The organism is Erwinia sp. AK-PDG3-5 (assembly GCF_056821705.1).
On the sequence record NZ_CM165967.1, the window covers coordinates 4,001,316 to 4,015,067 of the forward strand.

Annotated in this window: 12 protein-coding genes; 4 read left to right on the forward strand and 8 right to left on the reverse strand. The window is 58.2% G+C overall.

Annotation, left to right across the window (positions count from 1 at the left end):
* Nucleotides 1-40: 40 nt before the first annotated feature.
* From AC1UKS_RS18595 to rbsK, 3 genes are read right to left on the reverse strand one after another with little or no spacing between them, the layout of a single operon-like run.
* Nucleotides 41-1,063 (reverse strand): aldose 1-epimerase family protein, encoded by a 1,023-nt coding sequence (locus AC1UKS_RS18595; RefSeq protein WP_482434777.1) that lies wholly within the window; start codon nt 1,061-1,063, stop codon nt 41-43.
* On the reverse strand, nt 1,060-2,385 hold the full coding sequence (gene fucP, locus AC1UKS_RS18600) for an L-fucose:H+ symporter permease (RefSeq protein WP_106382159.1): 1,326 nt from the start codon (nt 2,383-2,385) through the stop codon (nt 1,060-1,062). The genes AC1UKS_RS18595 and fucP overlap by 4 nt, the downstream gene beginning before the upstream one ends.
* Nucleotides 2,386-2,398: 13 nt before the next feature.
* Nucleotides 2,399-3,313 carry a ribokinase gene (gene rbsK / locus AC1UKS_RS18605; RefSeq protein ID WP_265908411.1) on the reverse strand — a complete coding sequence of 305 codons (915 nt, stop codon included), beginning with the start codon at nt 3,311-3,313 and terminating at the stop codon, nt 2,399-2,401.
* Between the two features lie 188 nt (nt 3,314-3,501).
* On the opposite strand from rbsK, the gene deoC reads away from it, so the two are divergent.
* Nucleotides 3,502-4,173, forward strand: a complete 672-nt coding sequence (gene deoC, locus AC1UKS_RS18610; protein WP_482434779.1) for a deoxyribose-phosphate aldolase — start codon at nt 3,502-3,504, stop codon at nt 4,171-4,173.
* A 24-nt stretch (nt 4,174-4,197) separates the two neighbouring features.
* Nucleotides 4,198-4,974: a DNA-binding transcriptional repressor DeoR gene (gene deoR, locus AC1UKS_RS18615; protein WP_482434780.1), complete on the forward strand. Its 777-nt coding sequence runs from the start codon at nt 4,198-4,200 to the stop codon at nt 4,972-4,974.
* Nucleotides 4,975-4,983: 9 nt separating this feature from the next.
* Here the strand turns inward: deoR and AC1UKS_RS18620 are convergent, their stop codons facing one another.
* Nucleotides 4,984-5,931: a 2-hydroxyacid dehydrogenase gene (locus AC1UKS_RS18620; protein ID WP_482434781.1), complete on the reverse strand. Its 948-nt coding sequence runs from the start codon at nt 5,929-5,931 to the stop codon at nt 4,984-4,986.
* A 260-nt stretch (nt 5,932-6,191) separates the two neighbouring features.
* Between AC1UKS_RS18620 and ettA the strand changes: the two genes are divergently transcribed.
* Entirely contained in the window at nt 6,192-7,859 is a 1,668-nt protein-coding gene (gene ettA, locus AC1UKS_RS18625; protein WP_265908405.1) for an energy-dependent translational throttle protein EttA, read from the forward strand.
* 76 nt (nt 7,860-7,935) lie between these two features.
* On the opposite strand, the gene AC1UKS_RS18630 is transcribed toward ettA, so the two are convergent.
* Entirely contained in the window at nt 7,936-8,832 is an 897-nt protein-coding gene (locus AC1UKS_RS18630; RefSeq protein ID WP_482437039.1) for a LysR family transcriptional regulator, read from the reverse strand.
* A gap of 97 nt (nt 8,833-8,929) precedes the next feature.
* Here AC1UKS_RS18630 and AC1UKS_RS18635 point away from each other — a divergent pair, with 97 nt between their 5' ends.
* Nucleotides 8,930-9,931, forward strand: a complete 1,002-nt coding sequence (locus AC1UKS_RS18635) for a zinc-binding alcohol dehydrogenase family protein (protein WP_482434782.1) — start codon at nt 8,930-8,932, stop codon at nt 9,929-9,931.
* 111 nt (nt 9,932-10,042) lie between these two features.
* Here AC1UKS_RS18635 and nadR read toward each other — a convergent pair whose 3' ends face one another.
* Genes nadR through serB form a run of 3 tightly spaced genes read right to left on the reverse strand, consistent with a single transcriptional unit; the run spans nt 10,043 to nt 13,653 of the window.
* Nucleotides 10,043-11,269 carry a multifunctional transcriptional regulator/nicotinamide-nucleotide adenylyltransferase/ribosylnicotinamide kinase NadR gene (gene nadR / locus AC1UKS_RS18640; RefSeq protein ID WP_482434783.1) on the reverse strand — a complete coding sequence of 409 codons (1,227 nt, stop codon included), beginning with the start codon at nt 11,267-11,269 and terminating at the stop codon, nt 10,043-10,045.
* Nucleotides 11,270-11,283: 14 nt separating this feature from the next.
* Complete coding sequence (radA, locus tag AC1UKS_RS18645) at nt 11,284-12,666, reverse strand: DNA repair protein RadA (RefSeq protein WP_013200651.1); 1,383 nt, start codon at nt 12,664-12,666, stop codon at nt 11,284-11,286.
* Nucleotides 12,667-12,675: 9 nt separating this feature from the next.
* Nucleotides 12,676-13,653, reverse strand: coding sequence for a phosphoserine phosphatase (gene serB, locus AC1UKS_RS18650; protein ID WP_013200650.1), 978 nt, complete (start codon nt 13,651-13,653; stop codon nt 12,676-12,678).
* Nucleotides 13,654-13,752: the final 99 nt, after the last annotated feature.

The window sequence follows — 13,752 nt, forward strand, 5'->3', positions numbered from 1 at the left end:
AGACGACGTCCCTAACACACAGGTCAAAATAAAAGATGCCTTAAGGGTTTTCGATTAGCCCGGTTTCCACGCTGAAATGCCGCTGCTCGCGCGGTTCCAACATGATCAACGTGCCGGCCTGCTTCGCCGCGTTGAAACCTTCCGGGCGGCAGGTGGCCGGTAATACATAGGCGGCCACCTGCTGATCGCTGTTGTGCAGGATCCAGCGCGTAGCATAGTTGAACTGCGCGGTCTGGAAGGTGGTGCTGAAACCGTGACCGTCCGGCGATTGCAGGGTAAAGGTCACCGTCTCGCCGTACTGCGCCAGATTATCAGCAAAGAACACAATTTCCGGATCGTACATTTCCGGGCGCGTCAGGCCGCCAAAGGCCTGCGGTTCCGCCGCAAGCTGACGGGTATAGTCCAGCCACACCGGCGTTGGATGCACGTGGCCAGGAATCGAGGTCCGCAGCGCAAAGGCACTGTCCGGTATACTCTGGCTGAAACTGCCGTTCTCGACATAGGCGCTGTTCATATGGCACATGTACTGCAACGGCATCGCCGTGCCGGACAGATTGGTGACCGCCATCTCGATGCGCAGGCGCGGCCGATCCGCCAATAACGTTACGCCTGGCAATGCGCGATAGTGGTGGCCAAAACCTTTGATGTACTCCACCTCGCCGCGCACCGACACGCCCTCTTCTTCCAGCACGATCCAGGCGCTGTCCATGCGGGCGCAGGCCATCTCGCCGTGCAATGCATGGACATCGCCCTCGCCAGGACAACCGTTGGCCAGCAGGCCGGAGTGGAAGGCGAAGCAACCGTAGGTGTCAATAATGTCCTTGCCCGGCACAGGTTGCTTAAAGCCGTTGCCCATGGTCATCCGCTGACCGTCGAAAGCCGCATCCCACACCATCTGCCCGTAATATGGCAGCACAATCACATAGCCACGGCGGTTCTCCATCCGCACCGCCTCAATCCCTGAGGGGTAACGGAACAGTTCGACCTTGACGTCGGCGTTATCCAGCAGCGTGCGCGGCGTTTCTCCGAACAGCGAGGGATGCAGTGGCAGCGTGGTTCTCATCGTGCCTCCTCAGCCAGACGACCGCTGACCGCCGGCTGTTTTTTGTGGCGCAGTTCGCCCCAGAAGTAGAAGCCCACCCAGGCGAAGCACAGCAGCGAGACGCCAAACGCCATCTGCATCGAGCCGAGACGGTCAGACACCAGACCCTGCAAGGCCGGGATAAAGGCGGCACCGACAATCGCCATCACGATAAACGCGCCGGCTACTTCGGTGTATTTGCTCTCGACGGTAGACAGGGTGCCGGCATAAATCGTCGCCCAGCACGGCCCAAACAACACGCTGACAAACACGGCGGCATAGACGGCGGTGAAGTTCGGCACCAGCATCACGTAAGCCAGCGTGGCCACACCGACGATCGAATAAGCAATCAGCACCTTCTCGGCGCGGAAGCGCGTCATCAGGAAGTTGGCGACAAACTTGCCGATAAAGAAGCAGATAAAGCTGTAAATCATAAAGTTAGAGGCATGACGCTCGTTGGCCGCACCGAGGTTCAGCGCCAGACGAATGGTGAACGACCAGACCGCCACCTGCATCCCCACGTAAAGGAACTGCGCAATGATGCCGCGCTTAAAGTGGCGGTTTTTGGCCAGATAGCTAAAGGTTTCACCGAGGCTCGGCAGCTTTTTCTCATTGCTCTGCGGTTTGCAGTGCGGATAACGGGTCAGCAGGAACAGCACCATCACCACCACCAGGACCATCACCAGGTATTTGTAAGGTTCCAGCGTGTGCTCCAGCATGGTCAGACGGAACTGGTGCAGCTGTTCCGGGTTCATGCCGGCCATCTGGCTGTGCAGGCTGTCGCCATCCTGGAACACCAGGTATTTGCCCAACACGATGCCCATCAGCGCGCCAATCGGGTAAAACGTCTGGCTGACGTTCAGCCGCAGCGTGGCGTGATCGCGGTGACCGATCATCGAGCTGTAGGTATTCGCCGCCGTTTCCAGGAAGCTCAGCCCGATAGCAATCGCGAAGATCGCTGCCAGGAACATGGTGTAGGTCGCCATATGCGAGGCAGGATAGAACATCACGCAACCGGCGATATACAGCGCCAGCCCCAGCAGGATTGCAATCTTGTAGCTACTGCTGCGGATCACCAGCGAGGCCGGGATGGCAATTAAAAAGTAGCCGCCGTAAAAGGCGCTCTGTACCAGCGCGCTGGCGAAATCGCTGAGGGCGAAAACGCTTTTGAACTGGGTGATCAAAATATCATTCAGGCTGGCGGCGCAGCCCCACAACGGGAACAGGCACGAGAGCAAAATAAACTGAAACAGTGGCGTCTTATTCAAATAGCCATCAGGCTGCTGGACGATGGTCGGTTGCATAGCGAATCCTCAGTTAATCGTTGAGAAAACGGTGGAAGGTATCGGCATCAGGGTACGACAGCTGGGTTCCCCGTCCGGTGACGCTACAGGCGGCATAGTCGGAGGCAGACTGCATTGCCTTCGCGATATCGCCATGCTGGATCAAAAAGTGGGCAAAGCAGCCGATAAAGGCATCCCCTGCGCCACTGGTATCAATCGCCTTCACCGGCGTGGGCTTAATGCGGTGGACGGCATCCCCCTGCATCCACACCGAACCGCGGCTGCCGAGGGTGATAATCAGGTTTTTCAGGCCGCGCCCCAATAGCATCTGCCCGGCGCGCAGCACCTCCTCTTCAGTGCTGACCGGCAGGCCCGTCAGGATCTCCAGTTCGGTTTCGTTAGGCATAAAGAAGTCGCACTGGCAGGCGTAATCAATGTCCAGCCCGGCCACCGCTGGCGCGGGATTGAGGATCACCTGAATGCCGTTCTGCCGCGCAAAGTCGATGGCGTAGTAAACCGTCGGCAACGGGATCTCCAGCTGCAACACCATCAGACGACAGCGCTTAAGATCGTCCGCCGCGGCATCAATATCTGCCGGAGACAGGTGCGCGTTGGCCCCTTTAATAATCAGGATGCGGTTTTGCGACTGGTCATCGACAAAAATCGGTGCCACGCCGCTGGAGGTGCCCGCCGCGACGGTGACGTGCTGTGCGTCGACGCCGAACCGCTGCAAGTTTTTCACCGTGTTGTCAGCAAACAGGTCTTCGCCCACTTTGCTGACCATCATCACGCTGGCACCCAGCTTCGCCGCCGCGACGGCCTGGTTGGCGCCTTTGCCGCCGCAACCCAGTGCAAAGTCAGGCGCTTCTAAGGTTTCACCGGCTTTCGGCATGCTGTTGGTGTAAGTGATCAGATCGACCATATTGGAGCCGATGACGGCAATATCCATGACGTATTCCCCGTGTAAATTTTCATCATTAAATGTTGTAGAAATAACAATAACAATCATCTCATGTTATTTTTGTGACACCCGTCTCAGCCTGCAAATCCCGGTCGCGAGATGTTAATTGGCGATTGACGCCAGAATGAAAATGTTATTATTTTAACAAACACACCCCATCTGCTGAGGAGCTTCCCGTGCAAAACCTGGACTATGCCCGCTACATCGACCACACCCTGCTGGCGGCGAATGCCACCGTGCAACAGATCGCCACCCTGTGTGACGAAGCCATCGCCCACCACTTTTACGCGGTGTGCGTCAATTCGGGTTATGTGCCGTTAGTGGCGGAGAAGCTGGCGGGAAGTGAGGTAAAGGTCTGTTCCGTCATCGGTTTTCCGCTGGGTGCCGGCCTGACCAGCGCCAAAGCCTTCGAAGCGAAAGCCGCCATTGCGGCCGGTGCGCAGGAGATTGATATGGTGATTAACGTCGGCTGGCTGCAAAGCGGTGAGGTTAAGGCCGTCAGCGCCGATATTCAGGCAGTGCGCGAGGTTTGCGGCCCGATCCCATTGAAGGTAATATTAGAAACCTGCCTGCTTAGCGATGCGCAAATCATTCAAATCTGTGAAATTTGTCGTGAACTGAAGGTTGCCTTTGTCAAAACCTCTACCGGTTTCAGTACCGGCGGCGCGCGCGAAGAGCACGTCCGTCTGATGCATGATACCGTGGGTCCTGATGTGGCGGTCAAAGCGTCCGGCGCTGTCCGCGACCGACAGACGGCAGACATCATGATCCAGGCGGGCGCCAGCCGTATCGGCACCAGCTCCGGCGTCGCCATCGTTAACGGCAGCGCTGCCGGCGAGGGATATTAACCGTATTATCAGGAGTGACTGACCATGGAAACCCGCCGCGACGAGCGCGTAAATAAGCTGGCATCCGCGCTTAAGCGAACCGATAAAATCCACCTGAGAGAGGCGGCGCGACTGCTGGGCGTGTCCGAGATGACCATCCGTCGCGATCTCAACGAACAGCCGTCGGTGGTGGTGTTATTGGGGGGCTACATTGTCAGCGATCCAAAAAGCAATCAGGGTCACTACTTTGTCTCCGATCAGCAGGCGCACAACGTCGAGAAAAAGCGGCGTTTGGGCCAGCTGGCGGCGGCGCTGATTGAGCCGGGTGATACGGTGTTCTTTGACTGCGGCACCACCATGCCGTGGATTGTCGATGCCATCGATAATGAGCTGGCGTTTACCGCCATCTGCTGCGCGATGAACACCTTCCTGGCGCTGAAAGAGAAACCGGCCTGTCAGGTGATCCTCAACGGCGGTGAGTTTCATGCTGACAACGCCATCTTCACTCCGCTGGGCCACGGCTCGGTGATGGACAGCCTGTGTCCCGACAAAGCCTTTATCTCTGCGGCAGGCATTGATGCCGGTCAGGGCGCGACCTGCTACAACCTCAACGAATTGCCGATGAAGCATCAGGCGATGCAGCGTGCCAGCCACAAGATTCTGGTGGCTGACAGCAGTAAGTTTGGCAAAGTGTTGCCCGCCCGCATCGGCGAACTCAGCGCCTTTGAGACGCTGGTCAGCGACGACGCCCCGCCGAAAGAGCTGGCGCAGAAGCTGAAACAGCTGGGCATTGAAGTGATGGTCGGGCAGAAAGCGCGTTAGGTCAGCCTCTTACGCCCAGCGATTAAGGATCTCTTCGCCATCGCGTAAGCGGCGCAGGTTTTCACACACCCCCGCCACGTTGCCGTTCAGCGAATTATCGGTGACGCCGCCGATATGCGGCGTGGCGATCACGTTGTACTGAAACAGCGAGTCATCCGGCTCGGGCGGCTCCTGCCAGAACACATCCAGCCCGGCGCCCGCCAGGTGATTCACCTCCAGCGCCGCCAGCAACGCCTGTTTTTCAATCAGTCCGCCCCGCCCCAGGTTGATCAGGAAACTGCCCGGCTTCATCTGCGCCAGCGCGGTTTCATCGATGATATGGCGGGTGTCGGCATTGTCCGGCAGGCTGAGGATCACAAAGTCGGCGTCATTCAGCAGCGCGGGCAGATGGGCCATATTGCCCAGCCAGTCCAGCTGATGCGCTTTAGCAAAGGCCTGATCGGCGGTGCGTTTCACGCCAATCAGCCGAACGCCAAAGGGGGCCAGTCGTTTCGCCAGTGCTTTACCGATGCCGCCCAGCCCTACCAGCCCGACGGTTTTCCCCATCAGCCCCATGCCCACCGGCAGGCCTAGCTGACGCGTGGCGATCATCTCAGGGATCTCGCGGGCTTTGCGCGCCAGGCCAATCATCATCCAGATCCCCAGCTCGGCGACCGAATCGGCATTGCCGGATCGGTCCGACGGCACATTAGCCACCTGAATGCCAAGCGCTTTGGCACTGGCCAGATCCACCCCTTCCAGCCCGGCACCGGCCTGCTGAATCAGCTTCAGCCGGTCAGCGGTCTTCAGCAGCTCAGGCGTGACTTTTGCCATACCGGGAATTAAGGCATCGTATCCGGCCAGGCTTTCGGCGGCGTGGCCCGCCGAAGCCGTAAACTCGACGTCTGGCAAGGTGTGACGAAACTGTTGGATCATGCCGCCCCAGGCGTTCTCTTCCGCCGCGATCAGAACTCTCATCGTTATCTCCCTGCTTTGTAAGGCAAAAAAACAGCATAAAGCCATCGGCTCAAAAATCAATCAATAATCCGCCACGTGAGCGCACCCCTGGCGCTGACGCGGGTCAGTGAATGGGGCAGCCAACGCACCGATAACCTGAAGCAGGAAGGATATTCCTCGGGTGGCGGCTGTGATTAGCAAGCAAAACCAGCTAAACTTCGTCATCTGAGTGGGCATCTGCTGCCCCAATTAACACACAGACACCAAGAGGCTCATCCTACGTGGCTCAATTCGTCTATAGCATGCATCGCGTCGGCAAAGTGGTTCCGCCGAAGCGTCACATTCTGAAAAATATCTCCCTTAGCTTCTTCCCTGGCGCCAAAATCGGCGTGCTGGGTCTGAATGGCTCCGGTAAATCCACCCTGCTGCGCATCATGGCCGGTATCGATAAGGATATCGAAGGGGAAGCGCGTCCACAGCCCGGCCTGAAAATCGGTTACCTGCCGCAGGAACCGCAGCTGAATATGGAACACACCGTGCGCGAATCCGTTGAGGAAGCGCTGGCGGAAGTGGTTGGCGCGCTGAAGCGTCTGGACGAAGTCTACGCGCTGTATGCGGAAGAAGACGCGGACTTCGACAAGCTGGCCGCTGAACAGGGCAAGCTGGAAGAGATCATCCAGGCCCACGACGGTCATAACCTGAATACCCAGCTTGAGCGTGCTGCCGACGCGCTGCGCCTGCCAGAGTGGGATGCGAAAGTCGCCACCCTGTCCGGTGGTGAACGCCGCCGCGTGGCGCTGTGCCGCCTGCTGCTGGAAAAACCGGACATGCTGCTGCTGGACGAACCGACCAACCACCTGGATGCAGAATCCGTGGCCTGGCTGGAGCGCTTCCTGCATGACTTCGAAGGCACCGTGGTGGCAATTACCCACGACCGTTACTTCCTCGACAACGTGGCCGGCTGGATCCTGGAGCTGGACCGTGGCGAAGGTATTCCATGGGAAGGTAACTACTCTTCCTGGCTGGAGCAGAAAGATGCCCGTCTGGCGCAGGAAGCGTCAAGCGAAGCGGCCCGTCGCAAATCCATTGAGAAAGAGCTGGAGTGGGTTCGTCAGGGCGCTAAAGGCCGTCAGTCTAAAGGCAAGGCCCGTCTGGCCCGCTTTGAAGAGCTGAATAACACCGATTACCAGAAGCGTAACGAAACCAACGAACTGTTTATCCCACCGGGCGCGCGCCTGGGCGATAAAGTGGTGGAAGTCACCAATCTGCGTAAGTCATACGGCGACCGCCTGCTGATCGATGACCTGTCGTTCTCAGTGCCGAAAGGCGCTATCGTCGGCATTATCGGGCCGAACGGTGCCGGTAAATCGACCCTGTTCCGCATGATGTCCGGTCAGGAAGAGGCGGATTCAGGCAGCATCGTGCTGGGTGATACCGTGAAGCTGGCCTCTGTCGATCAGTTCCGCGACAGCATGGATAACAGCAAAACCGTGTGGGAAGAAGTCTCCGGCGGGCAGGATATTATGCGTGTCGGTAACACCGAGATGCCAAGCCGCGCCTACGTGGGCCGCTTCAACTTCAAAGGGGTTGATCAGGGCAAACGCGTTGGCGAGCTGTCCGGTGGTGAGCGTGGCCGTCTGCATCTGGCCAAGCTGCTGCAGGTTGGCGGCAACATGCTGCTGCTCGATGAACCGACCAACGACCTGGACATTGAAACCCTGCGCGCGCTGGAAAACGCCCTGCTGGAGTTCCCGGGCTGTGCGATGGTGATCTCGCATGACCGTTGGTTCCTCGACCGTATTGCCACCCACATCCTCGACTATCAGGATGAAGGCAAGATCGAGTTCTTCGAAGGTAACTTTACCGAATACGAAGAGTACAAGAAGCGGACGCTGGGCGCAGAAGCGCTGGAGCCAAAACGCATCAAGTACAAGCGTATGACCAAGTAATATTCAGAGGGCGAAGCGATTCGCCCTCTGCTTTTCTTCTGCGGGACGCACTCGCGTTGTCCCCTGCTTCCCAACGTTACTGATAAAACTCCCGAAACACCGGCGACTGCAAGGCGTAATCAATAAAGCGCGCCACCGCAGGCGAATTCAGCTTACGGCTCGGATAGACCAGCCACAGCTCATTGCCTTCCACCTGCCAGTCCGGCAACACCTGCACCAATTCTCCGCCCGGCAGAATGTCCTGAGTTAAAAACCTCGGGAGCAACGTGATCCCGGCATCACCCAGCGCACACTCACGCGCATACACCAGGTTATCGGTCATATGCGTAGGTGGCAGCAGCCAGCGGTAATACTCTTCCCCGCGGTTCAGCAGCCATTCGCTCCACGCCCGGTGCGCAATGCAGCGGTGTTCAGCCAGCTGCTGCGGATGCGTGATCGCCTCATATTGTTCAAGGTAACCCTTCGAAGCCACCAGCAGCCGCTCGCAGTAACCAATTCGCCGCCCAATCAGCGAAGAGTCCTGCGGCTGTCCGGTGCGCAGCGCCACGTCATAGCCCTCCAGCACGATATCCCGCACCTCATCGGACACCGAGACTTCCAGCGTGACGTCCGGATATTCCTGCTGAAACGCGGCGTTTAAACGCGCCAGCAGCGTGGCGCCAATTCCCGCCGGTGAGGTGATGCGCAGCCGTCCACTGGGGTTGTCCCGCAGACGTTCAATCGCCACATTGGCGCGCTCGCTGGCCTGCATCATCTCCTGGCAATGCACCAGATAGCGCTCGCCGGCAAAGGTCAGGTTCAGCTGGCGGGTGGTACGGTTAATCAGCCGCAGCCCCAGCGCCTGCTCAAGCTGACTGATGCGCTGACTGACGCTTGATTTCGGCAATCCTGCCTTTTTGGCCGCCCCGGTGAAACTGCCGCATTCGGCCACCAGGGCAAACAGGGCCATATCTTGCAGCTGTTTAAACATGATTGTTTACCTGAAACGAACACTTCGTTAGTTATTGTGCGTCTTATCATTAGCCTGCTTAGGTTCTACACTGAATAACACACCTTAAAGGAGATGCGCTATGACAATCAAAGCGATTGCTATCAATCCAGAAAAACCGCAGCAGTTTATTGAGATCCAGGTCGAGAAACCGACGCCAGGCGAATACGATCTGCTGGTCGACGTTAAAGCCGCATCGGTGAATCCCGTGGATACCAAAGTGCATAAAGGCGCACAGAAAAACGGACTCCAGCACCCGCGCATCCTCGGTTGGGATGCCAGCGGCGTGGTGGTGGAAGTGGGCAGCAAGGTCAGCGGATTCAAGGCCGGTGACGAAGTGTATTACGCCGGCGACATCACCCGTCCGGGCAGCAACACCACCCAGCAGCTGATCGATTCACGCATTACCGGCCACAAGCCGACGTCGTTAGACTGGGCAGAATCGGCGGCAATCCCGCTGACTGCACTGACCGCATGGGAAGGTCTGTTCGACCGGCTGCAGCTGGATAAGGCCGAAGAAGGCAAAACGCTGCTGATTGTTGGCGGTGCCGGCGGCGTCGGCTCGCTGGCGATCCCGTTTGCCAGGCTGCACAGCAAGGTGAAAGTGATTGCCACCGCATCGCGTCCGGATTCGGTGCAATGGTGCAAGGATCGCGGTGCCGATCTGGTGATCAACTACCATGACATGCCCGGCGAACTGGAGAAGCATGGCCTGAAGCAGGTGGATTATATCTTCTGCCTGAACGACACCGACGGCCACTGGGAAGCGATGGCGAAGCTGATTGCACCGCAGGGGCATATCTGCACCATCGTCGAAAACGAAAAACCGTTAGATATGAATGAATTGAAGCTGAAAAGCGCGTCGCTGCACTTTGAGTTTATGTACACCCGCAGCATGTATACCACGCCGGATATCGCCCGTCAGGGTGAAATTCTGGATGCCACGGCGAAACTGCTGGACGCCGGTAAGGTCAGCAGCTCGCTTAGCAAAACACTGCACGGCCTGAGCGTGGAAACGCTGTCAGAAGCGCACCGGCTGGTGCTGGAAGGCCACATGCGCGGCAAAGTGGTGATGGTTTACTGATGCCGATCCCGGCCTGCTGAACAGTGGGCCGGACGCTTTTTTAATGCGCTACCAACAGCCGTTCAGTTTTTCACGGCTGTCGGCTGTCCTGCTGAACGGCTGTATTGAGGCTTAGGCCCGCAGCATCTCCTTCACCAGCTCCACGCAGCGCAGGAAGCGCTCATCGTAGCTGTCCTGCTCAACGTGCACGTAGCTGATGTTGTTCTCTTCCAGCATCGACACCAGCAGCGTCTGGAACTCTTTGCGATCCACCGAACTGCCCAGACTGCGTAATCCATCGGCCACCCAGGGCACGTTATTCTCGACCAGGATCACCAGGTCAAAACGATATTCATCAATCAGCGCCTGCACAAAGGGGTGCTCGCGACCTTCGTATTTTTTGCAGAAGGCCTGGGTGGTGACGAAATCGGTGTCGATAAAGGCCACTTTATTGGCGTACTTCACCGCAAAGTCGATGTACTGCGCCTGGCCCAGCGCGATCTTGTCGTAATCGGAATACTGCAGCGCCATCTCATCGCCACCGAGATGGGAGAAGACGTAGTCGCGGCCAAATTCCCAGGCACTGGTGGTGTTAAAGATGTTGGCCAGCTTGTTGACCAGCGTGGATTTCCCGCTGGATTCACCGCCCAGGATCGCCACCGTGCGCACAAAGAACGGCTTCACTTCGGTCGGAATATATTCCCAGTAGCGGAACGGATCGTGACGGATCTGCGCGCCGCTGATGCTCATAAACGAGCGTTTGGCATCGACCACCACCGCTTCAATGCCCAGATGCTGCTGATACTGCGGGGCATCGAACTCTTCGCTGGTGTAAACCCGGTTCGGCACAATGCCGTGGTTTTCCATAAAGTCGTTAATGCCGCGGCTCCAGACATCCCAGCCGTGCGGATAGGGCTCCATTCCTTCCTCGTTGAACGAGTGGATACGGATGTTTTTCTGGTATTTGAAGGTTTGCAGCAGCCAGCGCAGGCGATCGCTCACCGTCGGCTGCTGCGACATGGCGCTGGCTTCAAACAGCTGACGGTCACGCGGCTCGTCGTAACCCATAATGATATGCAGTTCGTCGACCTGACTACAGGCGCGCTGGATCAGGTAGATATGGCCGGTATGCAGCGGATAGAATTTGCCGAACACCACGCCGATGGTTTTTTCCCGGCGCGGGAATTCCAGCCCCAGAAAACGGTGCAGCGCTTCCAGCTTCTGCGCGCTGGGGCTTTTGATTTTGGCATTCAGCAGCTGGCTCAGATAGCCCTTGGTCATGCCACTCGCATCCGCCACCTGTTGCAACGTACAGCCCTGCTGGCGGATGGCGGTTTTTAAATACTCAAAGGGTGACATCAGTGCCTCCTGCGTTATAAGTCCTCAAGGATCGCCAGCGCATCGGCCAGCTTCTTCACGCCATACACTTTCATATTTTCCGGGGGTTTCTTCGGCACGTTAGCCGCCGGCACGATAGCACGACGGAAGCCGTGCTTGGCCGCTTCAGAAATGCGTTCCTGCCCGCTTGGCACCGGACGAATTTCACCCGCCAGCCCCACCTCGCCAAATACCACCAAATCCTGTGGCAGTGGACGATCGCGCAGGCTGGACACCATCGACAGCATCAGCGCCAGATCGGCACTGGTTTCGGTGACTTTAACGCCGCCGACCACGTTCACGAACACATCCTGATCGGCCATCTGCAGGCCACCATGACGGTGCAGCACCGCCAGCAGGATCGCCAGACGGTTCTGCTCCAGCCCGACGGCAACACGCCGTGGGTTGCCCATCATCGAATGGTCCACCAGCGCCTGGATCTCGACCAGCAGCGGACGCGTGCCTTCCCACAGCACCATCACCGAGCTGCCGGAGGTGACTTCTTCTCCCCGACTGAGGAAGATGGCGGACGGATTACTGACTTCACGCAGCCCCTGTTCGGTCATGGCGAACACGCCCAGCTCATTCACCGCACCAAAGCGGTTTTTGTGGCTGCGCAGCGTGCGGAAACGGGAGTCCGCATCGCCATCCAACAGCACCGAACAGTCGATGCAGTGCTCAAGCACTTTCGGCCCGGCCAGCGAGCCATCTTTGGTGACGTGGCCGACCATGATGATGGCCACGCCACGGGTTTTGGCGAAACGGGTAAGGTAAGCGGCGGTTTCACGCACCTGCGCCACGCTGCCCGGCGACGACTGAATATCCGCCATATGCATCACCTGAATCGAGTCGATCACCATCAGTCGCGGTTGTTCCTGCTCGGCGATCAGGCAGATCTGCTCAATGCTGGTTTCCGACAGCATGTTGAGGTTTTCGGTCGGCAGGCCCAGGCGGTGCGCACGCATCGCCACCTGCTGAAGTGACTCTTCGCCGGTGACGTACAGGGTTTTCATCCCTTCGGCCAGCTTGCACAGGGTTTGCAGCAGCAGCGTACTTTTCCCGGCACCGGGACTGCCGCCAATCAGAATGGCACTGCCTGGCACCACGCCACCGCCCAGCACCCGGTCAAACTCTTTGAAGCCGGTTGAGAAGCGCGGCAATGCCTCAAGGCTGATTTCCGACAGCTTCTGCACGCGGCTTGGCCCCGCGCTGCCGGCATAACCGGTGAGGCGCTCGTTGCGCGCCACGGTCGGCGACGCCGCCAGCCGCACTTCGGTGATGGTGTTCCAGGCCTGACAGGCGCTGCATTGCCCCTGCCAGCGAGGATAATCGGCGCCGCATTCATTACAAACAAAGGCGCGCTTTACCGCTTTGGCCAAATCTACCCCTTAACGCTCTTCATGGATCAGGCTGCCGCTGAGAATACACAGCACGCCCATTAAATCCGCATGGCGGATGATCACTTCTGTCTGCTCGTTTACTTTCGGCTTGGCGTGATAGGCAATGCCCAACGCGGACGCCTTAATCATCAGTAAATCGTTAGCGCCATCACCGATCGCCACGGTCTGCTCAGGCGCGATTTCAAAACGCCCGGCCAGCTTTAACAGCGTATCGGCTTTGTATTGGGCATCAACGATATCGCCCAGCACTTCGCCAGTCAGCTTGCCGTCGCGAATTTCCAGCACATTGGCGGCAATCGCAGACAGACGCAGCTTATCGCGCAGGTACTCGGCAAAGTAGGTGAAGCCGCCGGAGGCAATCGCCACATGCCAGCCCAGCGCCTGCAATTGCTGCACCAGCTCAGTCAGGCCCGGCATCAGCGGCAGTTCGTCACGCACTTTTTTTAAGATATTGGCATCGGCATCTTTCAGGGTCGCCACGCGCTGACGCAGGCTGGCGGCAAAATCCAGCTCGCCACGCATCGCGCGTTCAGTCACTTCCGCCACCATTTCACCGCAGCCCGCCAGTTTGGCGATCTCATCAATGCACTCGACTTCGATGGCCGTCGAGTCCATGTCCATCACCAGCAGGCCAGGGGTTTTCAGATGCGGGATTTTCCCCAGCGGCGCAACGTCCAGACCGGCATCGTGGGCCAACTGCGTGGCGCGCGCGGTCAGCGATCCGGCCAGACGCACAACGTGGTAATCCGCCACGCGCCAGGCACTGACAATCACCATCGCCGCACCCAGCTGATGCTGAAGATGCGTCAGGCTGTCTTTATTCAGATCGCGACCATACAGAAGCCAGCCGGTACGGCCAGCGCGGTAGTCCAGCGGCATCACTTCGTCGCCACTGAGAGAAAGAGGTAAACCCGGCCAGAGAGAGACATCAGATGGCAGGTCGCACCAGGTCAGACTATTTGGCATTACAGCTCCTGAAAGGACATTTTAACCACGCAAGAGGCTACCCTGTCAGCCCCGCTTCTGGCAACATAAAGCTCGAGACGAACGCTGGTTCGTGCATAA